The organism is Nocardioides imazamoxiresistens (assembly GCF_032378595.1).
GTDB lineage: Bacteria > Actinomycetota > Actinomycetes > Propionibacteriales > Nocardioidaceae > Nocardioides > Nocardioides imazamoxiresistens.
The window spans coordinates 317820-341932 of the sequence record NZ_JAVYII010000003.1; the positions used below are offsets into that span (position 1 = coordinate 317820).

General features: G+C 73.8%; 29 protein-coding genes. 9 read left to right on the forward strand and 20 right to left on the reverse strand.

The window, feature by feature from the left end; genetic code table 11:
* Nucleotides 1–2 precede the first annotated feature (2 nt).
* Nucleotides 3–605: a TetR/AcrR family transcriptional regulator gene (locus RDV89_RS08475; RefSeq protein WP_315732526.1), complete on the reverse strand. Its 603-nt coding sequence runs from the start codon at nt 603–605 to the stop codon at nt 3–5.
* Between the two features lie 114 nt (nt 606–719).
* On the opposite strand from RDV89_RS08475, the gene RDV89_RS08480 reads away from it, so the two are divergent.
* Nucleotides 720–1352: a nitroreductase family protein gene (locus tag RDV89_RS08480; protein ID WP_315732527.1), complete on the forward strand. Its 633-nt coding sequence runs from the start codon at nt 720–722 to the stop codon at nt 1350–1352.
* Between the two features lie 22 nt (nt 1353–1374).
* Here the strand turns inward: RDV89_RS08480 and RDV89_RS08485 are convergent, their stop codons facing one another.
* The 8 genes from RDV89_RS08485 to RDV89_RS08520 all read right to left on the reverse strand — a co-directional run bounded on the left by RDV89_RS08485 (nt 1375) and on the right by RDV89_RS08520 (nt 8608).
* Nucleotides 1375–1557 carry a hypothetical protein gene (locus RDV89_RS08485; protein WP_315732528.1) on the reverse strand — a complete coding sequence of 61 codons (183 nt, stop codon included), beginning with the start codon at nt 1555–1557 and terminating at the stop codon, nt 1375–1377.
* A gap of 208 nt (nt 1558–1765) precedes the next feature.
* A complete protein-coding gene (locus RDV89_RS08490) occupies nt 1766–2698 on the reverse strand; it encodes an AraC family transcriptional regulator (protein ID WP_315732529.1) in 933 nt (310 codons plus the stop codon).
* A 322-nt stretch (nt 2699–3020) separates the two neighbouring features.
* Complete coding sequence (locus RDV89_RS08495) at nt 3021–3932, reverse strand: aldo/keto reductase (protein WP_315732530.1); 912 nt, start codon at nt 3930–3932, stop codon at nt 3021–3023.
* A 123-nt stretch (nt 3933–4055) separates the two neighbouring features.
* Nucleotides 4056–5966 carry an ABC transporter ATP-binding protein gene (locus tag RDV89_RS08500; RefSeq protein WP_315732531.1) on the reverse strand — a complete coding sequence of 637 codons (1911 nt, stop codon included), beginning with the start codon at nt 5964–5966 and terminating at the stop codon, nt 4056–4058.
* Nucleotides 5963–7792 carry an ABC transporter ATP-binding protein gene (locus tag RDV89_RS08505; protein WP_315732532.1) on the reverse strand — a complete coding sequence of 610 codons (1830 nt, stop codon included), beginning with the start codon at nt 7790–7792 and terminating at the stop codon, nt 5963–5965. The genes RDV89_RS08500 and RDV89_RS08505 overlap by 4 nt, the downstream gene beginning before the upstream one ends.
* Before the next feature lie 2 nt (nt 7793–7794).
* On the reverse strand, nt 7795–7962 hold the full coding sequence (locus RDV89_RS08510) for an LxmA leader domain family RiPP (protein ID WP_315732533.1): 168 nt from the start codon (nt 7960–7962) through the stop codon (nt 7795–7797).
* Nucleotides 7963–8225: 263 nt separating this feature from the next.
* Nucleotides 8226–8411, reverse strand: coding sequence for an LxmA leader domain family RiPP (locus RDV89_RS08515; protein WP_315732534.1), 186 nt, complete (start codon nt 8409–8411; stop codon nt 8226–8228).
* 11 nt (nt 8412–8422) lie between these two features.
* Nucleotides 8423–8608, reverse strand: a complete 186-nt coding sequence (locus RDV89_RS08520; protein WP_315732535.1) for an LxmA leader domain family RiPP — start codon at nt 8606–8608, stop codon at nt 8423–8425.
* A gap of 315 nt (nt 8609–8923) precedes the next feature.
* Here RDV89_RS08520 and RDV89_RS08525 point away from each other — a divergent pair, with 315 nt between their 5' ends.
* The gene (locus RDV89_RS08525; protein WP_315732536.1) at nt 8924–9283 is read left to right on the forward strand and encodes a hypothetical protein; all 360 of its coding nucleotides are present in this window, start codon (nt 8924–8926) and stop codon (nt 9281–9283) included.
* A gap of 221 nt (nt 9284–9504) precedes the next feature.
* Here RDV89_RS08525 and RDV89_RS08530 read toward each other — a convergent pair whose 3' ends face one another.
* The 8 genes from RDV89_RS08530 to RDV89_RS08565 form a co-directional block, all read right to left on the reverse strand.
* On the reverse strand, nt 9505–9675 hold the full coding sequence (locus tag RDV89_RS08530; RefSeq protein WP_315732537.1) for an LxmA leader domain family RiPP: 171 nt from the start codon (nt 9673–9675) through the stop codon (nt 9505–9507).
* A 31-nt stretch (nt 9676–9706) separates the two neighbouring features.
* Complete coding sequence (locus RDV89_RS08535; RefSeq protein WP_315732538.1) at nt 9707–9871, reverse strand: LxmA leader domain family RiPP; 165 nt, start codon at nt 9869–9871, stop codon at nt 9707–9709.
* Nucleotides 9872–9882: 11 nt separating this feature from the next.
* Nucleotides 9883–10062 (reverse strand): LxmA leader domain family RiPP, encoded by a 180-nt coding sequence (locus tag RDV89_RS08540; RefSeq protein WP_315732539.1) that lies wholly within the window; start codon nt 10060–10062, stop codon nt 9883–9885.
* Between the two features lie 97 nt (nt 10063–10159).
* A complete protein-coding gene (locus tag RDV89_RS08545; protein WP_315732540.1) occupies nt 10160–11440 on the reverse strand; it encodes a M16 family metallopeptidase in 1281 nt (426 codons plus the stop codon).
* Nucleotides 11437–12711, reverse strand: coding sequence for a M16 family metallopeptidase (locus tag RDV89_RS08550; protein ID WP_315732541.1), 1275 nt, complete (start codon nt 12709–12711; stop codon nt 11437–11439). Before RDV89_RS08550 ends, RDV89_RS08545 begins: the two co-directional genes overlap by 4 nt.
* Nucleotides 12708–13361: a GPP34 family phosphoprotein gene (locus RDV89_RS08555; protein WP_315732542.1), complete on the reverse strand. Its 654-nt coding sequence runs from the start codon at nt 13359–13361 to the stop codon at nt 12708–12710. The genes RDV89_RS08550 and RDV89_RS08555 overlap by 4 nt, the downstream gene beginning before the upstream one ends.
* A gap of 47 nt (nt 13362–13408) precedes the next feature.
* Nucleotides 13409–13858 carry a hypothetical protein gene (locus tag RDV89_RS08560; protein ID WP_315732543.1) on the reverse strand — a complete coding sequence of 150 codons (450 nt, stop codon included), beginning with the start codon at nt 13856–13858 and terminating at the stop codon, nt 13409–13411.
* Nucleotides 13855–14145 (reverse strand): helix-turn-helix transcriptional regulator, encoded by a 291-nt coding sequence (locus RDV89_RS08565; protein WP_315732544.1) that lies wholly within the window; start codon nt 14143–14145, stop codon nt 13855–13857. Before RDV89_RS08565 ends, RDV89_RS08560 begins: the two co-directional genes overlap by 4 nt.
* A gap of 166 nt (nt 14146–14311) precedes the next feature.
* Here RDV89_RS08565 and RDV89_RS08570 point away from each other — a divergent pair, with 166 nt between their 5' ends.
* On the forward strand, nt 14312–15262 hold the full coding sequence (locus RDV89_RS08570; protein ID WP_315732545.1) for an ABC transporter ATP-binding protein: 951 nt from the start codon (nt 14312–14314) through the stop codon (nt 15260–15262).
* Nucleotides 15259–16515, forward strand: a complete 1257-nt coding sequence (locus RDV89_RS08575; RefSeq protein ID WP_315732546.1) for an ABC transporter permease — start codon at nt 15259–15261, stop codon at nt 16513–16515. Before RDV89_RS08570 ends, RDV89_RS08575 begins: the two co-directional genes overlap by 4 nt.
* A gap of 99 nt (nt 16516–16614) precedes the next feature.
* On the opposite strand, the gene RDV89_RS08580 is transcribed toward RDV89_RS08575, so the two are convergent.
* The 3 genes from RDV89_RS08580 to RDV89_RS08590 form a co-directional block, all read right to left on the reverse strand.
* Complete coding sequence (locus RDV89_RS08580) at nt 16615–18198, reverse strand: RecQ family ATP-dependent DNA helicase (protein WP_315732547.1); 1584 nt, start codon at nt 18196–18198, stop codon at nt 16615–16617.
* A 333-nt stretch (nt 18199–18531) separates the two neighbouring features.
* Complete coding sequence (locus tag RDV89_RS08585) at nt 18532–18987, reverse strand: hypothetical protein (protein WP_315732548.1); 456 nt, start codon at nt 18985–18987, stop codon at nt 18532–18534.
* A 330-nt stretch (nt 18988–19317) separates the two neighbouring features.
* A complete protein-coding gene (locus tag RDV89_RS08590) occupies nt 19318–19683 on the reverse strand; it encodes an ArsR/SmtB family transcription factor (RefSeq protein WP_315732549.1) in 366 nt (121 codons plus the stop codon).
* Nucleotides 19684–19772: 89 nt separating this feature from the next.
* Here RDV89_RS08590 and arsM point away from each other — a divergent pair, with 89 nt between their 5' ends.
* From arsM to trxB, 5 genes are all read left to right on the forward strand, one after another.
* Nucleotides 19773–20654 (forward strand): arsenite methyltransferase, encoded by an 882-nt coding sequence (gene arsM, locus RDV89_RS08595; RefSeq protein WP_315732550.1) that lies wholly within the window; start codon nt 19773–19775, stop codon nt 20652–20654.
* Between the two features lie 77 nt (nt 20655–20731).
* Nucleotides 20732–21796: an ACR3 family arsenite efflux transporter gene (gene arsB / locus RDV89_RS08600; protein WP_315732551.1), complete on the forward strand. Its 1065-nt coding sequence runs from the start codon at nt 20732–20734 to the stop codon at nt 21794–21796.
* 47 nt (nt 21797–21843) lie between these two features.
* Nucleotides 21844–22500, forward strand: coding sequence for an arsenate reductase ArsC (locus tag RDV89_RS08605; RefSeq protein ID WP_315732552.1), 657 nt, complete (start codon nt 21844–21846; stop codon nt 22498–22500).
* Between the two features lie 31 nt (nt 22501–22531).
* A complete protein-coding gene (locus RDV89_RS08610) occupies nt 22532–22987 on the forward strand; it encodes an arsenate-mycothiol transferase ArsC (RefSeq protein WP_315732553.1) in 456 nt (151 codons plus the stop codon).
* A gap of 39 nt (nt 22988–23026) precedes the next feature.
* Entirely contained in the window at nt 23027–24061 is a 1035-nt protein-coding gene (gene trxB / locus RDV89_RS08615; protein WP_315732554.1) for a thioredoxin-disulfide reductase, read from the forward strand.
* Nucleotides 24062–24113: the final 52 nt, after the last annotated feature.

The following is a 24113-nucleotide window of genomic DNA, read 5'->3' on the forward strand; positions in this document are numbered from 1 at the left end:
GGTCAGGCGAGCAGCGACCGGGCGGTCGCGAGGTAGCGCGAGAAGAGGTCCGGCAGCGGGGTGTCGTCGCCGGCGATGCTGGCGTCGAGGGCGGTGTCGAAGACGAGCACCAGGAGGCGCACGGCGAGCAGCGCGGTCGCCGGGTCGGTCGGCTGTCCGCCGTCGCGCTCCTGCATCGCGTCCTGCAGCTCGCCGGCCAGCTCGACGAAGCGCTCGTGGGAGGCCTCGACGAGGCGGGGGATCTGGAAGAGCCGACGGTGCAGCAGGAGCTCGTCGCGGCTGGGCTGCTCGTAGGTGAGCACGGCGCGGGCCACGTGCTCGAGGTCGGTGCTCAGCACGCCGGTCGGCCCTCCGGCCCGGAACGCCGCGACGGCCTCCTCGGGCAGGCCCAGCGGCGGGCCCAGGCAGGCGTCGACCTTCGACGGGAAGTAGTTGAACAGCGTGCGCCGGGAGACCCCCGCCGCGTCGGCGAGCTCGTCCATGGTGAAGCCGTCGAGACCACGGTCGGCGGCGAGCTGCTGCGCCGCGAGCATGATCCGGGTCGCGGTCTCCTCGCGCTTGCCGGCGCGACCGGAGGACGTGGGGTTGTCTGCACTCGGGCTCACAAAGTGCAAGTTTGCACTACGAATCCAAGAGTGCAAAACGATCGGTCTGTGACCTCCGCCGCATCGGCCGCCCCGGGCTCGGTACTCGGGCCCCGGATGCGCACAATCGGACCTATGACCACGACGCAGGAGACCCTCGTCCGCGCCCCCCGCCCCGGCGCCGAGCTGATCGCCGAGCCGATGCGCTCGCGCTGGAGCCCGGCCGTGTTCGACACCGAGCGGCCGGTCGGGTCCGACGTGCTCGACGGCCTGCTCGCGGCCGCCGCCTGGGCGCCGTCGACCGGCAACAGCCAGCCGTGGGCGTACGTCGTCGTCCGCCGCGGCACGCCCGCCCACGACGTCGTGCGCGACGCGCTGAGCCGCGGCAACTCCGGGTGGGTCCCGACCGCGCCGGTCGTCGTCGTCGCCGCGACGCTCGTCGAGGAGTGGGAGGGTCGCAAGCCGATGGGCGACTTCGCGCTCTACGACCTCGGCCAGTCCGTCGCGCACCTGACGCTGCAGGCGCAGGCCAGCGGCCTGCACACCCACCAGTTCGCCGGCTTCGACCACGACGCGGTGGCCCGCGGGCTGGGCTTCCCGCCCGCGTACCGCGTCATGACCGGGATCGCGATCGGCTACGTCGCGGGCGACGAGCTCGTCGCCGAGGCCGACGAGGACCTGCAGGGCCGCCACGCCAAGGAGCGGGTGCGCCACGGCGTGGGCGAGGTGGCGTACGCGGGCGAGTTCGGCACGCCGTACGCCGGCTGAGCCCGGCCGCCGGCCGCCCGGCTCAGTCGAAGCTCGTCGGCATCGGGTCGGGCGGGGCGGAGCCGTCGCGTCGCTCGCGGCGGCGCCGGGCCTCGTCGAGCGTCTCGTAGCGGTGCCGCCCCACCCACAGGGAGATCGCCACGGCGACGCCGCCGACCAGCACGATCGCCCCGAGCACGATCAGCAGCATGATCAGGTCGTCCATCGGCCCTCCTCGCCTCGCGTCCGGCGGCCAGTGTGCGCCCGGGGCGGGGCGGCCAAACCCGGGCGTATGCGGGGATGCCGGGCGCACCCGCGGGCACCCGGGCAGAGCACCGGAAGAAAACGCGGACCCGGCGGCGCTCAGGGGGCGACCCGGTCCGCGTTCTCCGGTCGACGGTCCGCGTCTTCTCCCGGGTGTGGGTCCGGACGCCTCAGGCGCGCTCGACCGGCAGCCAGAGCCGGGCGGCGGCGCGCGGTGCGGACCGGTCCGACCAGTCGTACTCGGCGGCCAGCAGGGACGGCCCGGGGCGCTGGCGGTAGGGCTGCGAGGGAAACCACTCGGTGGCGGTACGCGCCCACACGTCCTGCAGGGCGTCGGGGAACGGTCCGGACGACGCGAACACCGCCCACGTCCCGGCCGGCACGTCGATGGCCTCGATCACGACGGAGCCCGGCGGACCCGGCAGGTCGGTGACCTCGGCGGGCGTACCCGCGGGCACCGCGATGCCGTGCTGGTAGGTCAGCATCGACCCCTCGGTGCCGTCCGGGTCGACGCCGTCACTGACGGCGAGGGTGCCGGTCGGGCCGTCCGGGACGCCGCCGTGCTGCGCCCCCGCGGCGGCCAGCGCGGCGTCGGTGCCGCGGGGCAGCGACTCGAGGAACGCGGCGATGTGCGGGTTGACCCCGTGGTGGATCAGCGGCACGCGGACCGTGGGTCCGAGCAGCCGGAACGCGGGCAGGTCGTGGACGTGGACGTCCATGGGCTCGCTCCCTTCGACGGTGAGGTGGAAGCGGAGGCGGGACTGGGCGCGCACCGGACCGCCGTCGCGGCGTACGTCCGCCGGCCGGGCCCCGTGCACGGCACGGAAGGCGCGACCGAAGGCCTCGGTGGAGCCGTACCCGTGACGCACCGCGACCGTCAGCAGGTCGTCGGTGCCTCCCGTGAGGTCGGCCGCGGCCAGGGTCATCCGCCGGCGGCGGACGTACTCCGAGAGCGGCAGGCCCGCGAGCGAGGAGAACATCCGGCGCAGGTGGTACTCGGTGGTGTGCACCTCGCGCGCCAGCGCCGCGACGTCCAGCTCGCCGCCGGGCACCGCGATCAGCTCCTCGACGCGGTCCAGCACGGTGCCGAGCTCGGCGATCATGCGCTCTCCCTCCTCCGGCCCGTCGGAGGACCCGACGGACGTCACCGACGGTAGGAGGCCGAGGGCGCGCCGGACCCGACCGATCGTGCCCGATGCGGTCGGATCGGGCGCTGCCGGATTCAGCGGTCGCCGGCCGGGTGGCCGGCGGAGGGGCGGCGTCCGGAAGAAAACGCGGACCGGTCGAGAGAGAACGCGGACCGGGGAGCGTCAGGTGGGTCTCCCGGTCCGCGTTCTCTCGGCGGCGGTCCGCGTTTTCTTCCGGGTGTGGGTCCGGGTGGGGATGTGGGTCTGGGTGTGGTCCGGCCCCGGCCCGTCGCGCCGGTCAGGACAGCGCGGCGACCTCGTCCGCGCTCAGCTCGAGCGTGAACGCCTCGAGCAGGGCGGGCAGCTGCTCGGTGCTGCGGGCGCTGGCGATCGGGGCGGAGACCACGGGCTGGGCGCGCAGCCAGGCGAGGGCGACGGCGCTCGGCGTCACGCCGTGGGCGGCCGCGATCTCGGCCTGCGCCGCGACGACGCGTGCGGCCTCGGGCTTCTCGGCGTACCGCCCGGCCGCGCCCGCGCGGGGCGAGTCGACCGTGGCGCCGGGGGCGTACTTGCCGGTGAGGAAGCCGCTGGCGAGCGCCGAGTACGGGGACTCCGTGATGCCGAGCTCGGTCAGCGTCGGCACGAGGTCGGTCTCGATCTCGCGGGCCAGCAGGTTCCAGCGGTCCTGGCTGACGGTGAAGGTCGCGACGCCCTGGTCGGCGGCCAGCGCGACGGCGGAGCGCAGGCGCTCGGCCGAGAAGTTCGAGGCGCCCAGGTGCAGGGCCTTGCCCTCGGCGACGAGGGCGCCGAACGCGGCGACGTACTCCTCCTGCGGCACGGTCTCGTCGTCGACGTGGGCGTAGTAGAGGTCCACCCGGTCGGTGCGCAGCCGCTCCAGCGACTCCTCGAGCGCGGTGCGGACGTTGGCCGGGGCCAGGCCCTCGCGCCCCTCGCCCTGGCCGACCTTGGTGGCGATGACGACCTGGTCGCGCACGCCGCGGTCGGCGACCCACTCGCCGATGATCCGCTCCGAGTCGCCGATGGAGCGGCCGTCCACCCACTGGGGGTACATGTCCGCGGTGTCGATCGAGCGGCCGCCGGCGGCCAGCCACGCGTCGAGCACGGCGAACGAGGCGTCGCGGTCGGCGGTCCAGGCGAACACGTTGCCGCCCAGGGTCACGGGGCCGAGGTCGAGCGGGGAGGTCGTCACAGGTGCTCCTTCGTCGGTGTCCAGTTCCGTCCGGTCCCAACGCCACGGCGCCCGAGGCATTCCGCGCGGCCTCGGACGCCGGTCTCGGACGCCGGTCTCCGACACCGGGGGTGGACGTCCGCCTCAGGCCGCGACGAGCGCGCGCCCGTCGTGCAGGGAGCGGTACGCCCCGCGCGCCGCCATCAGCTCGTCGTGCGTGCCGTGCTCCACGACGCGGCCGGCGTCCAGGACGACGATCCGGTCGGCGTCGCGCACCGTGGAGAGCCGGTGCGCGATGACCAGGCAGGTGCGCCCCGCCCGCAGCTCGGCGAGCGCTCCCTGGACGACCCGCTCGGTGCGGCTGTCGACGGACGAGGTCGCCTCGTCGAGCACCATCACGTCGGGATCGGCGAGGAACGCCCGGGCGATCGCGACCAGCTGGCGCTGGCCGGCGGAGAGCCGGGAGCCGTCCGTGCCCACCTCGGTCGCGAGACCGTCGGGCAGGGTGTCGGCGAACGAGTCGACGCCGGCACGGCGGGCGGCCTCGGCCACCTCCGCCTCGGTCGCGCCCTCGCGGCCGTAGGCGATGTTGGCGGCGATGGTGTCGTCGCTGAGCCAGGTGTCCTGCAGCACGGTGCCGAAGCGGCTGCGCAGGTCGGCCAGGGACAGGTCGGCCGTGTCGCGCCCGTCGAGCAGCACGCGGCCGGCGTCGGGCTCGCGGAAGCGGAGCAGCAGGTCGACCAGCGTCGACTTGCCGGCACCGCTGGGACCGACCAGCGCCACGGTCTCGCCGGGCGCCAGGCGCAGGTCGACATGCGCGAGGACCGGCGTCTCGCCGTAGCCGAACGACACGTCCTCCACGACGATCTCGCCCTCGGTCTCCCAGTCACCGACCTCGCCCGCGTCCTCCTCCTCGGCGTCGAGCAGCTCCGCGATCCGCAGGGCGGATGCGACGCCCGACTGCAGCTCGTTGAGCAGGCCGGAGATCTCGGCGACGGGGGTGGAGAACTGGCGGCCGTACTGCACGAACGCCTGCACCGAGCCCACCGTCATCTGCCCGCTCGCGACCCGCAGGCCACCGACCAGGCAGATGGCGACGTAGCCGAGGTTGCCGACGAACGAGGCCAGCGGGGTGGCCAGGCCGCTCACGGTCTGCGCGCTCGCGGTCTCCGTGGCGAGACGGTCGTTGACCTGCTCGAACGTCGCGACCCGGTCGTCGACGTCGTCGAAGGCGACGACCACGTCGTGGCCGCTGATCGAGTCCTCCATGTGGTTGGTCAGCGCGCCGAGCTCCTGCCACTGCGCCACGAAGCGCGGCTGCGAGCGACGGATCAGGGCGCGGGTCGCGAGCCCGACCAGCGGCAGGGTCGCGACCACCGTCAGGGTCAGCAGCGGCGAGAGGTGCAGCATCGCGGCGAGCACCGCGAGGATCGTCGTGGCCGAGGTCAGCAGCGGGCCGAGCGTCTGGGTCATCGACGAGGTCACGTTGTCGACGTCGTTGGTGACCCGGGAGAGCAGGTCGCCGCGGGCCGCGCCGTCGGCGGCGCGCACCGGCATGCGCTGCACCTTCTGCTCCGCGCGGCGACGCAGGTCGTGGATGACCTGGTGGATCGCACGGTTCACGCCGAAGCCGGCGCTCAGCTGCAGCAGCGCGGCGGACAGGTAGAGCACGGCGGCCAGGGACAGCTCGCGGGCCACGGCGCCCAGGTCGATGCCCTGCCCGGGCACGGCGTCGGACGCCGAGACCACGGAGGCGAAGGTGCCCTGGCCGGAGTCGCGCAGGCCCTCGACCACCTCGGCCCGGCTCATCCCGGCCGGCAGCTGCGAGCCCAGGAAGCCGTCGAAGAGCAGGTCGGTGGCCCGGGCGAGCGCCAGTGGGCCGAGCACCGTCAGGGCGACCGCCGCCAGCGTCAGCGCGACGACGACGGTGACCTGCAGGCGTACCGGGCGCAGCAGCGACAGCAGCGGCCCGTACCGCTCGCGGACCCCGACGCGCGGGGCCGGCGGGCCCGCCTCGGCCGCGGGGGCGGTGCGACGGCTCAGGATGCGCTTCATACGAGTTCCTCCTGCAGCGGGTGGGCGCCGAGCAGGTCGGCGTAGACGGGGTCGTCGGCCAGCAGGGCGTCGTGGTGGCCGCGGGCCACGACGCGGCCGCGGTCGAGCACGAGGACCTCGTCGGCGTCGCGGGCCAGCGGGACGCGGCTGGTGACGCTGAGGACGGCCGCCCCCTCGGTACGCGCGGCGAGGCCGTCGCGCAGCAGCGTGGCCGTGCCGGCGTCGACCGCGGAGTCGACGTCGTCGAGCAGGTAGACGTCGGCGCGCACGAGCAGCGCGCGGGCGAGCGCCAGGCGCTGGCGCTGGCCGCCGGAGAGGTTGGCGCCGCCGGGCAGCACCACGGTGTCGAGCCCCTCGGGCATCGCGGCGACCACGTCGTCCGCGGCCGCGGCGGCCAGCGCCTCGTGGAGCTCGGCGTCGGGGGTGCTCGCGGTGTCCCGGCCGCCCAGGCGGGCGCCGAGGAGCAGGTTGTCGCGGACGGTCCCGGTGAACAGGCGCGCCTGCTGGGGCACCAGCACGACGCGGCGGCGCACCTCGGAGCGCGGGAGGTCGGCCAGGTCGGTGCCGTCCAGGCGTACCGATCCGGAGGTCGGCGCGAGGTGGCGCGCCAGCAGGGCCAGCAGGGTCGACTTCCCCGAGCCCGTCGGTCCCACCAGCGCGACCCGGCGCCCGGGCGCCAGGGTGAGGTCGACGTCGGCGACGACCGGCTCGCGGGCGCCGTCGAGGGTGTGGGTGAGGCCCGTGGCCCGCAGGCCGGGCGCGGCGGTGGCGCCGGGCGTACGCACCGGGCGCACGGGGGCCGCGGCCTGCGCGGCGGCACGCGCCTCGGCGGCCACGTCGAGCGCCGGGCGGGTGCCGAGGAGCTCGCGGATCCGGGTGAGGCTGACGCGACCGCGGGGCAGCAGCATCACGATCGACGACGCCATCATGACGGCGGACATGAGCTGCAGGAGGTACGCGACGATCGCGGTCACCGAGCCGACCCCGAGCGAGCCGTCGCTGACGCGGTGCCCGCCCCACCAGACCACCAGGACGGCGGCGGCGTTCATCGTCAGCATGACGACGGGGCCGAGCGAGAGGTAGAGGATGCCGACGCGGCGCGAGGTGGCGATGAGGTCGTCGTGGACCTCGTCGAAGCGGCGCTGCTCGTGCTCCTGGCGACCGAAGACGCGGGTCGAGCGCAGGCCGACGAGCTGCTCGCGCAGGACGCCGTTGACCTTGTCGATGAGGGGCTGCAGGCGGCGGAAGCCGGGCATCGCGACGATCGCGAAGAGGCTCACGACCAGCAGCAGGGCGGGGGCGGCGATCGCCATCACGCCGAGCATCTGCGGGTCCTCGCGGGCGGCGAGGACGACGGCGCCGGCGGCGGTCAGGGGGACCACCACGACCACGGTGCACAGGGCGAGCAGCAGCACCTGGACCTGCATCACGTCGTTGCTGCAGCGCGTGAGCAGGGAACCGGGGCCGAAGCGCCGCAGCTCGGCGGCGCCGAGCCGCATGGTGTGCGCGAACGTCCGCGAGCGCAGGTCGGAGGCGATGCCGGTCGAGATCCGGGCGGCCAGGGCGACGGCGACGCCGGCGATCAGCAGCTGCCCGACCCCGAGGGCCAGCATCAGCGCGCCCGCCTGCCAGATCGCGCCGATGTCGCCCTCGGCGACACCCTCGTCGATCAGCCGGGCGTTCAGCAGCGGCAGCGCGAGGTTGCCGGCGACGCTGAGCGCCTGCAGCGCGCCGAGCAGGGCGATCAGCCCGGCCCGGTCGCGCAGCAGCGGACGGAGCACGGCGACGCGGTCGCGCCGGCGCTCGCGGACGTTCGTGGCGGACATGATCAGGGCTGTCCCGGCGTGAGGGGCGAGATCCACGACGTGCTGGGCATGGTCGGCGTGGGGACCGGGACGGTCGTCGGGGTGATCCGGCCGGGGCCGGACGCCTCGGCCGAGATGGCGCCGGGGTCGGCGTACGCCGCGTAGCCGGCGATGAGCTGCTGGGTGCTCATGGTTCCTCCTGGTGCGGTGCGATGGGGTTCTCCCGGCCGGTCGACCGGACGACGTCCACGCTAGGAATCACGGCCGGCGGGGGCGTCGCCTGCGGCGGCGATCCTGGGTGGTCGGCCGTGCCGCCGACGCCCTCCGCCCTGCGGCGGAGACGGGCGTACGCCTGCGCCGTTGCTCCGTGTCGCGCCCGAAATGCCACCGAGGGCGACCCCCGCCGTAGCGGGGATCGCCCTCGAGGAGCGAGCCGGATCGGCCGACCGGGTGGTCAGCAGCCGTGCTCGATGGTGTTGTCCACCGACGCGGCCGAGATGGCCGAGGCGCTCGCGGCGCAGAACGTCGACGACGTGGTGACCGTCGTGGTCGGCGTGATCGCGGGGGCGTCGCCCGCCTGGCCGAGCTCGGCGGCCTCGGTGTACGCGGCGTAGCCGGCGATCAGGTCGCGGGTGCTCATCGGAGCCCCGCTCAGCAGCCGTGGTCGAACGTGTTGTCGACCGAGGCGCTGATGACCGCGGCGGACGTCGCGACGCAGAACGACGACGAGGTCGTGGCGGTCGTGGTGGGGGTGATCGCGGCGGCGTCGTCGGCGTGGCCGAGCTCGGCGGCGTCGGTGTAGGCGGCGTAACCGGCGATCAGGTCCTTGGTGCTCATGGTGGTTCTCCCTCGTGTGAGTGTGTGTGAGTTGGGGTGGTGCTGGGTGCTGCTGGGTCCTGCTGTTCGTGCCGGTCTCGCCGGCTCTGCGTTACGAGAAGGACGTTAGGAAGCGGCGGCGTCGCTCCCCATCGCCCGAGCGGCCGATCTGCGAGGTTCGTCCGCGCCGCCGATCCGCGTGTCGGTCGCCCGGCCGATGCGGGTCGAGGGACAGCTGTTCAGCGTGCGTTCGCCGCTGCTCGTGCTGTTCGTCCGGTACGCCTCGACCCGGGGCGGCACGCTTCCTCCGGGACGGGTCGGACACGAGGGGGCGCCATGCGCGGGGGACGACGACTGCTCGCGGCGTCCGCGTGCCTGGCCCTCGTCGCGTGCACCCCGGGGAACGAGTCGCCGGACTACGAGGACGGGCCGCAGCCGCTCCCGCTGCTGGTGTACTCCGACGAGCACCTGGCCGCGGCGGTCGATGCGGTCATCGAGAGCTCCGAGGGTGAGCGGATCGGGATCGTCAGTGTCGGGCCACGGGCCGACCGGTCCGGCATCTGGGTGGAGCTCGAGGCTCCGGGCGTGCCCCCGACGGTCCGGCGCGCCCTCGAAGCGCACGCCGAGCTGCCCCGGGACGCGATCACGTACATCCCGGACGTCGAGGCCTTGGTCGACCTGCCGCACCGGGGCTGACGCCCGCGCGTAACCCGGGCAGAGAAAACGCGGACCGAGGACGGGAGAACGCGGACGGCGACAGCCCGGGGGACCGCCTCCGTCCGCGTTTTCTCCGAGCGGGTCCGCGTTTTCTTTCCCGCGCGGGCGCCGGCGGCCAGCCGCCGCCCCACCCCGAGCACGTCGAAGGGCCCCGGGCGGATCGCCCGGGGCCCTTCGACGGGGATGTCGTGGTGCTGCGGTCAGCAGCCCTTCGACACCGTGAAGTAGATCGACGCGCCGACGCTCGCGGCGCAGCCGGCCGACGACGTGGTGGCGGTGGTGGGGGTGACGGCGGCGGCGTCGTCGGCGTGGCCGAGCTCGGAGGCCTCGGTGTAGGCGGCGTAGCCGGCGATCAGGTCGTGGGTGCTCATGGTGCTCTCCTTCGGTGGGTGGGGTGGGGGTTCAGCAGGCGGCGTCGACGGTGAACGCGACGGACGCGGCGAGGCCCGCTGCGCAGGGGGCCGAGGACGTGACGGTCGGCGTGACGGCGGCGGCGTCGTCGACGGGGCCGAGCTCGGCGGCGTCGGTGTACGCGGCGTAGCCCGCGACCAGGTCCTGGGTGCTCATCGCCGGCCCGTTCAGCAGGCGTCCTTGATGGTCAGCGCGATCGAGGCGGTCGCGCTGGCGACGCTGGCGGCGCACGGCGCCGACGAGGCGGTGGAGGTGGTGGGGGTGATCGCGGCGGCGTCGTCGACCTGGCCGAGCTCGGCGGCGTCGGTGTAGGCGGCGTACCCGGCGATGAGGTCCTGCGTCGTCATGATGTCGTCCTTCCGGTTCGGTTCGGCGGACCCCTGCGGCCCGACATCCAGAACGTTAGGGACGCGAGGCCTCGCCGGGCCTCGGGCCAGCGACCGATCAGCGATCTCCGTCGGAGGTGGGAGAGACCACCTCCACCCGCACCTCCGCACGGAGGTGTCGCGCGGCCACCGCGGCCACGTCGGCCGAGGTCAGCGCCCGTGCGCGGGCCGCGTGCCGCTCCCACATCCCGAGGTCGTCGCCGCCGAGGACCACCGCCGAGCCCGCCGAGGCGAGGGCGGCCGGGCTGGAGATGCCGACGGTCGCGGCGTTGGTGGAGTACGCCGTCGCGGCGGCCAGCTCGGCCGGCGTCGGGCCGTGGGTCACGAGGTCGTCGAGGGTGGCGTGCACCTCGCTGCGCACGCCGTCCATCCGGTCGTCGGTGCAGTCGAGCGAGAGCACGAGGCTGGCCGCGTCGGCGAGCACCTCGAAGCCGCAGCTGACGCCGTACACGTAGCCGCGGCGCTCCCGCAGCTCCCGGTTGAGCCGTGAGCCGAAGTAGCCGCCCAGCACCATCCCGGCCGCCAGCGCCGCCGGGTGGTCGGGGTCCTGGCGCACGGGCGCGGGGGTGACGACCCGCAGCAGCCCGGTGGCGCCGGGGGAGGCGGGGAGCCGCTCGTGGCCGGGATCGGGCCGGGCGGCGGGCAGCGGGGGCAGCGGCCGCGGCGGCGGGGCCTGCTCGAGCACGGCGACGAGCCGGGCGGCGAGGTCGGCGGGGTCCGTGCCGGCGGCGCCGAGGTCGCCGACCACCAGCACGGTCGCGCCGTGCAGGGTGACGGCCTGCTCCGCGGCGGGGCCGGCCAGGTCCTCGACCAGGTCGTCGACCGCGAGGTCCGCCAGCATCGCGGGCCGCAGGACGCCGTGGGCGTACGGGTGCTCCGCGCCCCACCGTCGCCGCGCGACGGCCGCCTGCACGTCGACCTCGCGGTAGCCCGCGACCTGCTGCTGCAGCGTCAGCTCCGCCCGCAGCAGCCCCGCGACGGCCTCGGGCCGCCACGTCCGGCGCCGCACCCGGTCCACGACGTCGGCCACCGTCGCGACCACGCCGTCGGCGGGCACGGTCGCGGCCACGGTCACCCGGTCCACGAGCGGGGTGGTGCCGAGCCGTCCGCCGGCCCGCAGCATCCGCTCCGTGGCGGCGCCCGCGTCGGCGTCGTCGGGGTGCAGCGCCAGCAGCCGGCCGGTCAGGTGGGCGAGTGCGGTGGTGCGCGCGTCGGTGCGTCGCGAGGGCAGCACGAGGCGCAGTTCGGCGAAGGGCGCGCCCGGCCAGTCGACGGCCACGACGTCGACGCTGCCGGAGGCCGCCGAGGTCCGCCGGGCGTGGTGGTCGGGGATCCTCACGAGTCGCCTCCGGGTGTCGTGGCGGGGGAGCCGGCGGGGCCGGGCGTCACGAGCACGGTGCCCGCGTGCTGGTCGAGCAGGTACGCCGCCGCCTCGCCCAGCAGGTCGCGGTCGAGGCAGGTGGTGGGGTCGGCGCTCGCGAGGACGTCGGTGCTGCCGAGCAGGAGCGTGGCGGCCCCGAGGCGGCGGGCGCGGTGCGCGAGCCGCTCGCCGCGGGCGTACTCGCCCAGGGCCAGCCGTGTGCGGGCCGTGCCGAGCAGCGCGGGCGTCGCGGCCCCGGGCGCCCACGCGGCGAGGAGGTCGCGCATCGCGGCGAGCAGCGGCGCGCCGTCGACGCCGGGCCGCGGGTGGGTGGAGAGCACCAGCACGTCGGGGTCGCGGGCGTCGAGGGGCACGCCGTACCAGCCGCTGCGCGCCGAGACCCGCAGCGCGGGCTCCTGGGCGGGCAGCAGGCCGGCGAGCGCCGTGCACGCGCCGTGCAGCCGCGGCGAGAGCGCGGGGTCGGGCAGCCGGAAGCCGGCCGCCCACACGGGGGCCGGGACGTTCGCGGCGGCGACCTCGAGGTGGCGGTCGGCCGCGAGGGCGGGCTCGGCGAGCGGCGTCGCGGGCGGCACGGCGCGGGCGGGCAGGGCGGAGAGCAGCTCGCGCGTACGCCCGACGTCGAGGTGGTCGAGGTCCCCCTCGACGGTGACGACCAGGTTCCCCGGCGCCCACCAGTGGTCGAAGAAGGCGGCGGCGTCGTCCACCCCGACGCGGCGCAGCGCGGCGACGTCGCCGTAGCCGTCGCGCACGTGCGGGGAGGTGTCGAACATCGCGGGCGGCAGGTGGCGCCACGGGAACCCGCCGTAGGGCACGCCGTCGACCTGCTGGGCGATCTCCGCGCGGATCACCTCGACCTGGGTGGCCAGGGTCGCCGGGTCGAGGCGCGGGCCGGCCAGGCGGTCGACCTCGAGGCGCACGACCTCGTCGACCGCGTGGGCGGGCACGACCTCGAACAGCTCGGTGTAGTCGTGGCGGGTGTGACCGCCGACCGCGCCGCCCACGGCTTCGACGGCGGCGAAGTGGCCGCCCGGCTCCACGCCCGCGCTGCCCGCGAACATCAGGTGCTCGAACAGGTGCGCCAGCCCCGAGGAGTCCGCCGGCTCGCCGCGGAACCCGACGCCCGCGTGGACCGCGACCGCCGTCGTGCCGGCGGTCGTCGCCGGCGCGAGCAGCAGCCGCAGCCCGTTGGGGAGCGTCTCGAGGGTGGCGCCCGCCCCCGCCGGGCTCACTCGCTGATCGTCGAGGTGTAGACGACCGTGACCAGGGCCAGGTCGAGCGCGCTCATCGTCGGCTCGGGGAACGGGCCGTCCGCGGCCTTCTTCGCGATCGCGGTCAGCTCGCGGCGCTCCTCGGTGGTGATCCCGTGGCGCCGGTGCAGGTGCGAGCGCGCCAGGATGCTGGCCAGGGCCTGCGAGCGCGGGTCCTCGGGGGTGGCGAGCACGGTGGCCAGCAGGCGTTCGCGCACCCCGGGCTCGACGTCGTGGCGGTCGTAGCCGAAGCCCAGCAGCCGGCCACGGCCCTCGGTCATCAGGCCTCGCTCGACGGCCGCGGCCTGCTGGACCGCGAGCGCGTCGCGACCGCGCAGCCACGTGCGTACCTTCACGGGCCCGCGGGCGAGCTCCGCGGTGACGTCGCCGATCCAGGCGCGGGCGGACTCGCCCGGGCCGCCGTCGGTCGGGGCGTCGGCGGCGACGTGGTCGTCCTCGAGGCGCACGGCGCCGCGCGCGGCCAGCTCGCTGAGCTCGGCGGCCGCGGCGAGCGCGTCGGGCTTGGCGCTGCGGTACGGCTGACCGCCGTCGGTGTGGAGGAAGGGCATCAGTGCCTCGGGCAGGGTGAGTCCGAGATCGGCCAGGGTGCGGGCCGAGGTGCTGCGAGTCATGGTGGTCTCCTCTCGTGCGGTGGGTTCGGTGCCTGCGGGCGGACCGGTCAGTCGTCGCGCTGGTGGCGCAGCTGCCAGGTCAGCAGGTACGAGGGCAGCGCCGCCCCGGCGACGAGCGCCGAGAAGACCAGCCCGGGGGCGGTGCGGAGCAGGGCGTCGTCGCCGCCGTCGGCCAGGTTCACCGCGACAGTCAGCACGACGAACACGACGGCGCCGAGCAGGAGCGTCGCGGTGTAGCCGACGTTGCGGGCCCGGTCGCGCTGCTCCAGCTCGTACTCGTCCACGGCGCCGCGGCGCTTCTCGGCGATGTCGCCGATGAGGAAGCGCGAGCCGAGCCAGCAGGCGCAGAAGACGAGCGTGGCCAGCGTGGCCGCCCACGACCAGGGGCCGAGCGCGCTCAGCGTGGCCAGCGTGAGCCACGACAGCGCGCCGGCGCCGACGACGGCGACCGCCAGCGGGGCCCGGTCGGCCGGACCTCGGGTGGTGGGGGCGGTCATCGGGCGTCTCCTGTCGTCGGGTCGGTGCGGCGGTAGGCCGCCGTGATCGAGCGGAACGGCTCGCGGCTGAAGACCGCCTCGATCGGGAGGTCGAAGACCTCGCAGATGCTCATCGCCAGCTGGAGGCTGGGGTAGTGGTCGCCGCGCTCGAGGGCGCCGATCGTCTGCGGGTTCACGCCGACCTGGGCGGCCAGGTCGGCACGTGACATCCCGGTCTCGACGCGGACGAGGTTGACGCGGTTGTAGATCCGCTTCCCCTCGTCGCGCTCCTGGGTCTTCCTGGCCATGTGACGAACTTACGCACAGCTCCGTCGGGAGATCAAGACATTCCCGAAGATGATTCCGACAAAGTGTTGTGTAAACCCAACGATCGTTGTTAGCGTCCTGACATCTCGGGTGGCCGACCGGTCGCCGACACCGATGGCCCGGACCGGGCCGGGGAGGAGGGCCGCGATGCTCCGGCTGAGCGGGATCACCAAGAGCTACGGGCAGCGCCGCGTGCTCGAGGACGTGAGCCTCGAGGTGCGCCGCGGCGAGCTGCTGGGCTACGTCGGCGGCAACGGCGCCGGCAAGACCACGTCGATGCGGATCGTCCTCGGCGTCACCGAGCCGGACAGCGGCTCCGTCACCGTCGACGGCGAGGGCGTCACCGCCGCCCACCGGGCCCGCATGGGCTACATGCCCGAGGAGCGCGGCCTCTACGACACGATGCGGCTGCACCAGCAGCTGGCGTACTTCGCGGAGCTGCACGGCGTCGACCGCCGCACGGCCGCCCGCTCGGCCGACTACTGGCTCGACCGCCTCGGCCTCCACGAGCGCCGCGACAACCGGCTCGAGGACCTCAGCCTGGGCAACCAGCAGCGGGTCCAGCTGGCCGCCGCCCTCGTCCACGCCCCCGACGTGCTGGTGCTCGACGAGCCGTTCTCGGGCCTCGACCCGCTCGCCGTCGACGTGATGGCCGAGGTGCTGCGCGACGAGGCGGGCCGCGGAGTGCCCGTCGTCTTCTCCAGCCACCAGCTCGACCTCGTCGAGCGCCTCTGCGACCGGGTCTGCGTCCTCAAGGACGGTCGGGTCGTGGCGGCCGGCACCGTCGCCGAGCTGACCGGCGACGAGCGTCAGCAGCACCTGCTGCGCACCACGGCGCCGGAGTCGGCGTGGGCCTACCTCGCCACCGACATCGACCACCGCACCGACGGCACCGTCGTGACCCTCGCGCCGACCGCCCGCCTCGACGACCTCGTCGACGCGGTCCGCGCGGCCGGCGAGCTGCACGAGCTGCGCCCGTGGCGCCCGTCGCTGACCGACGTCTACCGCGACGTCGCGGCGCCCGCCGCCGGCGCGGCCACCCCCACCGGCACCAGCCCCACCGGCACCACCTCGACCGAGAAGGAGCAGGCGGCATGAGCACCTCGACCCCCACGACCACCGAGCGGCCCGAGCGGCCCGAGCGGCCCGAGGTCACCAGCGACCCCCGCCGGGTCGCGGGCTTCGGAGGCGTACGCCTCGTCATCCGCCGCGAGCTGGCGACCAAGCTCGTCACCGGCGCCTTCTTCTTCAGCACCTTCCTCTTCGGCCTGATGGCCTTCGCCGGTCCGTTCGTCACCGGCAGCGGAGGCGACGACGACCTCACGCTCGGCCACAGCGCCGCCACCAGCGGGCTCGCCGACGGGGTCGCCGAGGTCGCCGAGCGCGGCGAGGGCGCCGGCGTCTCCCTGCGGGAGGTCGCCGACCGCGACGAGGCGACCGCCCTGCTCGCCGACGGCGACGTCGACGCCGTGGTGCTCGAGCAGGACGGCGCGCTGACCGTGCTCGTCGAGGACGACCTGGCGCCGACGCTGGGCACCTACCTGTCGTCGGTCGCCGGCGACGAGGCGCTGCTCGACGCCGCCACCGAGGCGGGCGTGGACCCGTCGGTGCTCGCCGAGGCGGCCGCGGGTGCGGCGCTGCAGGTGGAGCAGGTCGGCGAAGCGTTCCCGATCGGCGACGCCATGCTCGGCCTGTCGGTCGGCGCGATCGGCCTGGCGCTGGTGCTGCTGTGGGGCATCCCGCTGGCCACCGACGTGATGCAGGAGAAGGTCTCGCGCGTCGTGGAGATCCTGCTCTCCAGCGTCCGTCCGTGGCAGCTGCTGGCCGGCAAGGTGCTGGCCACGACCGTGATCGCGCTGGTCCAGCTGTCGGTCGTGCTGGTCGGCACCGGCCTGGCGATGGCGATCCGCGGGTCGCTGCCCAGCCTGGAGTCGCTGAACTGGACCGTGCTCGGCGTCGGCGTGGTGTGCCTCGTGCTCAGCATCGTCACCTGCAGCACGCTGATGGCCGGGCTCGCGGCCCGGGTCGAGCGCCAGGAGGAGCTGAGCAGCGTGCTGCAGCCGGCCTTCGCGGTGGTGTTGCTGCCAATCGTCGCGGCCGTCTACCTGACCTTCTCGTTCACCGACTCGATCTGGTTCGACGTCGCCTCGCTCGTGCCGTTCTTCAACACCTTCGCCCTCCCGGCCCGCCTCGCGGTCGAGACCGTGCCGGTGTGGCAGGTCGCCCTGTCGCTGGCCGTCGCGGCCGGCACCGCGGTCGCCGCGTTCGCGGTCGGCGGCCGGGTCTACGGCGGTGCGGTGCTCCGCGCCGGCGGCCGGGTCTCGCTGCTCGAGGCGCTGCGCTCGCGGTGAGCCACGGGCGTACGCCCGGTGTGTGAGACGCCGCCGCCACCCCCGGTCCGGGGGTGGCGGCGGTGGGGTGCTGTCCCGGGGTGCGGGCCGTGCTGCGGATCAGGCCGGCTCGAGCAGCTCCTGGTCGTCGACCAGCTCGGTCGACAGGGTCTTGTAGCCGTTCTCCTCGAACAGCACCGTCGTCTGGTGCTCGTCGGCCTCGACGACCACGCCGGTGCCGAAGCTGGCGTGGACCACGCGCTCGCCGCGCCGCTCGTCGTCGACCTCGGGCGCGTCGGCGGCGCTGCCGGAGCGGCACGTGTCGCAGGAGGTGCACGGCTCGGCCGACTGCCCGTAGTACCCGAGCAACCAGGCGGACCGGCAGCGGCGGGTCTCGGCGTACTCCCGCATCATCTCCACGCGCGACTGCTCCAGGCGCCGTCGCTCGCGTGCGACCTCGCGGACGGCCTCGACGCCGGCGTCGTCGCCCGCCAGCTCGGCGAGGTTGAGCACGCGGGTGGCGGACGCGGTGCCGATCCCCGCCTCCTCGGCGACCTCTCGCGGCTCCCGGCTGCCGCAGCGACGGGCGGCGGCGAGCACCGAGCGCACGGTCGCCTTGCGGGGCACGCCCGCGGAGAAGAAGCGGCCGAGCGCGCGGTCCTCGGGGCGGTGCAGGAGCACGACGTCGGCGGGCTCGCCGTCGCGGCCCGCGCGGCCGATCTCCTGGAAGTAGTCGTCTACCGAGGCCGGTGCGCCGGCGTGCACGACGAGGCGGACGTCCGGCTTGTCGATGCCCATGCCGAACGCCGAGGTCGCCACGAGCACGTCGAGCTCGCCGCCGTCGAAGCGCTCGTGCACGGCCTCGCGGTCGGCGCGGCGCAGGCCGGCGTGGTACGCGGCGGCGCGGCGTCCGCGGTCCGCCAGCGCGGTGGCCAGCTGCTCGGCGTGCTTGCGGGTGCGGACGTAGACGAGGGCCAGGCCGTCGGCGTCGCCCCGGTCGGCGAGCTCGAGCGCCCGCTCGTCGAGCCGGTCGCCGTCGGGCACCTGCTCGACGTCGAGCCGCAGGTTGGGGCGCGCCAGGTCCGAGGTGACCACGGCGGCGTCGCCGAGACCGAGCCGCGCGGTGATCGACTCCAGCACGGGGGCCGCCGCGGTGGCCGTGGTCGCGATGCGTACCGCCCGGTGCCCCGCCCCGTCGAGCCGGTCCAGCAGCACGCCCAAGCGCAGGTAGTCGGGGCGGAAGTCGTGGCCCCACTCGGAGACGCAGTGGGCCTCGTCGACGGCGACCAGGGCGGGCGGGCAGGCGGCGAGCGCCTCGGCGACCTCGGCGTTGGCGAGCTGCTCGGGCGCCAGGAACACGAGGTCGACCTCGCACCGGCCGACGGCCTCCAGCACCTCGGCGCGGCGCCTCTTGGCCAGGGTGGAGTCGATGCTCTCGACGCGGACCTCGGCCTCCTCGAGGTGCGCGACCTGGTCGCGCTGGAGCGCCAGCAGGGGCGAGACCACGAGCGTCCAGCCGCCGACGAGGCGGCTGGCGGCGAGGTACACCAGCGACTTGCCGGACCCCGTCGGCGCCAGCACGACCGCGTCGCGACCGTCGAGGACCGCCGTCAGCGCCTCGCGCTGCCAGTCGGTCGGGCGGTCGACGCCGAACGCGCTCGCTGCCGTGTCGATCCGCTCGTCCGTCGTCGCGTCCGCCGTCATGCAAGGAGCCTAGGGAGGGCCCCGGTAATGGGAGGGTGGTCGACGACGGACGGGTACGCCTGCGCGAAGGGTGTAGAAGGCGACTCCTCGCTCTGACCGGCAGGGCCACTCGCCTCCTCGGGTCAGCCACGTGGAGGTCAGCGGTGCTCAGGCGGAGTGGGTGACCCAGGTGCAGGCGGCCCAGATCGCGGAGTGTTCGGTCGTGACGATCGATTGGCGTGGTCGCCAGCCCGGCACCCTGCTGCGCACCCGCCCGCGGATCGGGTCCGGGTGCCTTGGATCAGGCGCGACAGGAGCGCTCTCCGCCGTCGGGCGTCTGCCTCCGACCTGCAGTCAGGAGTAGGCCAGGCAGTAGAGCGCTGCGGGGCGCCGGAGGAATCCGCTGCGGCTGTTGGTCGCCAGTGCGGCCAGTCGCCTGAGGTCGGCGACGTGTTGAGGCGCTGCGGCGGGGTCGGCGAGTCTGACGCTCTCTCCCCATTGCTCGGCCATATCCGCGATCTTCGTCTCCGGCAGATCGGCGAGCGCGCTGATGAGTTCTGTCGGCGTTCGGGAAAGGACCACCGTCTGACCTGCCTCGCGCCGCAGCAGACCGCCGGCGGCATCTTCCAGGTCCACCCCTCGACCCGCGACCGGGCGGGCGAGCACCGCTAGTTCGTAGGTGAACTCGGGCCCTCGGACCGGAGCGGCGAGCACGAGGTCTCGTGCGACCTCCGAGGACGGGCCACCCGGGTGGTTGATGGCGGCGACTGCGTCCGAGTCTCGGCTCGCGGGAAAGTACCAGGTCTCCATGATCGGAACGTTCTCCGATCAGATCGTGTCAGAAACATGTGGGTACTCGACGGGTCGACGATCAGAGCATCAGCCGCCCCTGGGGAAGCGAGAGGCTCGGAGGACCCGTTGTCCGGTCCCAGACCGGTCGCACTTGCAGCGCGCGACGAGCGGGCAGGCTCGCAAACGGTCGTTAGTGAGCCGCCGCTCCTAGTGGTCAATGAGGCGGTTCAAAACTCTCGTTCGGTTGCCGGGAGGTTTTGAGCCGGTTTGATTCCGGTCTTGGGTTTCGAACCTGGACGTCGAGTGCGGCGTCCGGAGCCGTGCCACGTCGGACGTCGTCGGACGTCGCTAAAGCGCGAGGTGTGCGGCTCTCGTCGCGTTCGCGACGGGCCAGTAGTAGACCCAGGTGCCCCGGCGCTCGCAGTCGATGAGGCCGGCTTCGCGGAGCTTGCGGAGGTGGTGGGACACGGTGGGTTGCGAGACGCCGACGTCGTCGATGTCGCACACACATACGGCTTCGGAGGCGCCGGCGATCCGCGAGTAGAGCCGGAGGCGCACCGGGTCAGACAGTGCCTTGAAGATCCCCGCAGCGTTGGTTGCCTGCTCGGCGCTGAGGCCAGCGGCGGTCTCGGCGGCCTCGTCGGGCTCGCAGCACAAACTCGTCGTGGCGCGCGAGGTATCCGACTCCTCCACGAGCGGTGCGGTGAGGTTCACCCGAGACATATTGACAGACGCCGAATCAGTGCGCCAGTGTCTCCTGCATCGACGGACGTCGAACTAACCCGGACGGTCCTCGGTCCCGGTTGGGATCCAGTCCGCGTGTGGAAACTGAGTTGGAGGCCGAGATGTCAGAGCAGCAGATGTCGGACCAGGTGTCGGATCGGTCGTCGGCAGAGACGCTGCGGGAGACGGTGCGGGCTCGGTACGCCGAGGCTGCGCGGTCGAAGCAGGCTCACGCTAGTTGCTGTGGACCGAACCCGGCGCTGTCGACGGAGGACAACGTCTACCGCGGCAACGAGCGCGACGGAGCCACGGTGTTCGGTGCCGGGCTCTACGACGGCGACGAGGCCAGCGGGCCCGCGATCGAGGCCTCGCTCGGCTGTGGAGTCCCGACTGCTGTGGCCGCTCTCGACGAGGGCGAGACCGTGCTGGACCTGGGATCGGGCGCCGGCGGAGACGTGCTGATCTCGGCACGCCGCGTCGGGCCGAGCGGCAAGGTCTACGGGCTAGACATGACCACCGAGATGCTCGAGCTCGCACGTGCGAACGCGGCCGAGGCGGGCGCGGAGAACGTCGAGTTCGTCGAGGGCTACCTTGAGGACATCCCGTTGCCCGACGCCACGGTCGACGTCGTCGTCTCCAACTGCGTCATCAACCTGGCCGCCGACAAGAACCTCGTGCTCCGCGAGGCGGCACGCGTGACCCGCCCCGGCGGACGGCTCGCCGTCTCGGACGTGGTCGCCGACGAAGAGATGGACGAGGCCACGCGTGCCGACATGGCCGCCTACACCGGCTGCATCGCCGGCGCGCTCACCGAGGCCGAGTACCGCGAGGCTCTCGCCGCCAACGGCTGGGAGCAGATCACCCTCGAGACGACCCACCGCGTGCACGACCAGGCTTCCGCGGCCATCATCCGGGCCACCCGCACCCGCACCCTCACCCCCACGCGAACGGAAACGGCATGAGCGCCGCGCCCCACACGCCCCAGTCCACACCCCCGTCCGCCTCTGAGCACACGGACGCCGCGGCCGAGGCGCCCGTCATGCGGAAGCTCTCGACGCTGGATCGCTTCTTGCCGGTGTGGATCATCGCCGCGATGGCCCTCGGCCTGGTGCTCGGACGGTCCATCGACGGCCTCGACGAGGCGCTCGAAGCCGTCGAGATCGGATCGGTCTCACTGCCTATCGCGATCGGGCTGCTGCTGATGATGTACCCGGTGCTCGCCAAGGTCCGCTACTCCGAGACCTCCCGCGTCACGGGTGACCGGCGACTGCTCGTCTCCTCGCTGGTGCTCAACTGGATCCTCGGCCCGGCGTTGATGTTCGCGCTGGCGTGGCTGCTGCTGCCCGACCTGCCCGAGTACCGCACCGGCCTGATCATCGTGGGCCTGGCGCGGTGCATCGCGATGGTGCTGATCTGGAACGACCTCGCCTGCGGCGACCGCGAGGCCGCCGCCGTGCTCGTCGCAATCAACTCGGTGTTCCAGATCGTGGCCTTCGCCGCCCTGGGCTGGTTCTACCTGCAGACCCTGCCCGGCTGGCTGGGCCTGGAGACCACGTCCGCAGAGTTCTCGATCGGCGCGATCGCCATCAGCGTCCTGATCTTCCTCGGCATCCCGCTCGTTGCCGGGTTCCTCACACGACTCATCGGCGAGCGCACCAAGGGCCGCGGGTGGTACGAGGACCGGTTCCTGCCCAAGATCGGCCCCGTGGCCCTCTACGGGCTGCTGTTCACGATCGTGATGCTGTTCGCGCTCCAGGGCGACGCGATCACCTCCCAGCCCTGGGACGTTGCCCGCATCGCGGTGCCGCTGCTGGCCTACTTCGTGCTCATGTTCTCGCTCTCGTGGGCCGTGGGAGCACGATTGGGACTGGGGTACGCCAAGACCTCGACCCTGGCGTTCACCGCAGCGGGCAACAACTTCGAGCTCGCGATCGCCGTGGCGATCGGCACCTTTGGCGTGACCTCGGGCCAGGCCCTCGCCGGCGTCGTCGGACCCCTGATCGAGGTTCCCGTTCTCGTCGCCCTGGTCTACGTCGCCCTCTGGCTCCGCGATCGGCGCGGCCGGGGCGCGGCTGAGCCCACGACCACTCCGAGCAACTCCTGAGCACACCGGCCAAACGCCGGTCAGACGGATCGAGGAGCACACCGCCCATGAGCCAGCCCGACGCGCCCGTGATGCCGGGCGTCAGGAACCCCCACGACCTGCTCCACGCAGCTGCGCAACGGCTCGGATCGCAGTTCGCCGGCCACTTCGCCGAAGAGACCATCGAGCGGTACCTCTTCGAGTCCTACATCGCGCTGAAGCGGACGGCGAAGATCGCCGCCTACCTGCCCACCCTGGCCGAGACCTTCGCACAGGACCGTCTCACCGCCCTGGCGCAGTCGCGCGGCACCCTCGACCACGAGGTCCCGGAAGTACTCCTCGTGTGCGTGCAGAACGCCGGCCGCTCCCAGATGGCGGCCGCGCTGATCGAGCACCACGCCCAGGGCCGCATCCACGTCCGCTCGGCCGGCTCACGCCCCGCACCCGAACTGGAACCCACGGTGCTCGAGGTGATGGCCGAGGTCGACCTCGACCTGTCCGCGCAGTTCCCCAAGCCGCTGACCGACGACGTCGTCCGCGCAGCCGATGTCGTCATCACCATGGGCTGCGGCGACGCCTGCCCGATCTACCCCGGCAAGACCTACCTCGACTGGGCACTCGAGGACCCCGAGGGCAAAACCCTCAACGAAGTTCGCCGCATCCGCGACGAGATCGAGACCCGAGCGCGGGCACTCGTCGACGAGCTCACCCAGCGCAACGCCTGACCCCCGCCACCCTCACCAGGAGTCCTCGAGCATGACCACCACGACAGCCCCCGACGCCTCCAAGACCCCTCAGGTCGTCTACGCCTGCCGCGCCAACGGCGGCCGCTCGGTCGCCTCCCGGCTGCTGACGGAGCACTACGCCGGCGGCCGCGTCATCGCGATCTCCGCCGGCACCGAGCCCGGCGAGCACATCCACCCCGAGGTCGCGCGCGTGCTCGAGTCCCTCGGGCTCGACACCTCCCGGGAGTCCCCGAAGCTGCTGACCACAGAGATGATCGCGGAGAGCGACCTGGCCATCACCCAGGGCTGCGGGGAGAACTGCCCCTACGTCCCCGGCGCCCGCTACCGCGACTGGCCGCTGGACGACCCCAAGGGACAGGACGAGACCGAGGTACGACGGATCGTCGCCGACATCGACGGCCGCGTCCGCGACCTGATCGTCGAGCTCGTCCCCGACATCGACCTCCCGCCCAGCCTCCTCGGCTGAACCACGACCGGCCAGCTCACGCAAGACAGGAGCACCCCCATGACCGACAACAGCAGCACCGCCACCGAGCCGCGCAACGTCATCGTGATCGGGTCGGGCCCGTCGGGCTACACCGCGGCGGTGTACGCCGCGCGGGCGAGCCTCAAGCCGCTGGTGTTCGAGGGTTCGGTGACCGCCGGTGGCGCCCTGATGAACACCACCGAGGTCGAGAACTTCCCCGGCTTCCGCGACGGCATCATGGGCCCCGCCCTGATGGACGAGATGCGCGCCCAGGCCGAGCGCTTCGGCGCCGAGCTCATCCCCGACGACGTCGTGTCCGTCGACCTGAGCGGCGACCTCAAGGTCGTGCGCACCGAGACCGAGACCTACACGGCCCGCTCGGTCGTGCTCGCGATGGGCTCCGGCTACCGCCGCCTCGGCCTCGACGGCGAGGACCTGTACTCCGGCAAAGGCGTCTCGTGGTGCGCGACCTGCGACGGGTTCTTCTTCCGCGACCAGGAGATCGCCGTCGTCGGCGGCGGCGACTCCGCCGTCGAGGAGGCCACCTTCCTGACCCGCTTCGCGAAGAAGGTGTACCTGATCCACCGCCGCGACGAGCTGCGCGCCTCCGCGATCATGGTCGAGCGCGCCCGCGCCGACGAGAAGCTGGAGTTCGTGTGGAACTCCGAGGTCACCGAGATCCAGGGCGGCGACAAGCTCGAGGGCGTCACGCTGCGCGACACCGTCACCGGCGACACCCGGCAGCTGCCGGTCACCGGCCTGTTCATCGCGATCGGCCACGACCCGCGCTCGGAGCTCCTGACCGGCCAGGTCGACCTCGACGACGAGGGCTACGTTCAGGTGCGCCACCCCTCCACGGCGACGAACGTCCCCGGCGTCTTCGCGGCCGGCGACCTGGTGGACCACCACTACCGCCAGGCCATCACGGCTGCGGGCACCGGCTGCGCCGCCGCCCTCGACGCCGAGCGCTACATCGCCGACCTCGACCACACCGCGGCCACCGCGCAGGAGGCGCAGGACGCCGTCGCGACCGAGGCCGCCGTCACCGAGGTCGTGCAGACCGCCGGTCTCTGACGGGCCGCGGACTCTTCGGCGCAAAGCCCTTATCTCATCTGTGCGATAGAGC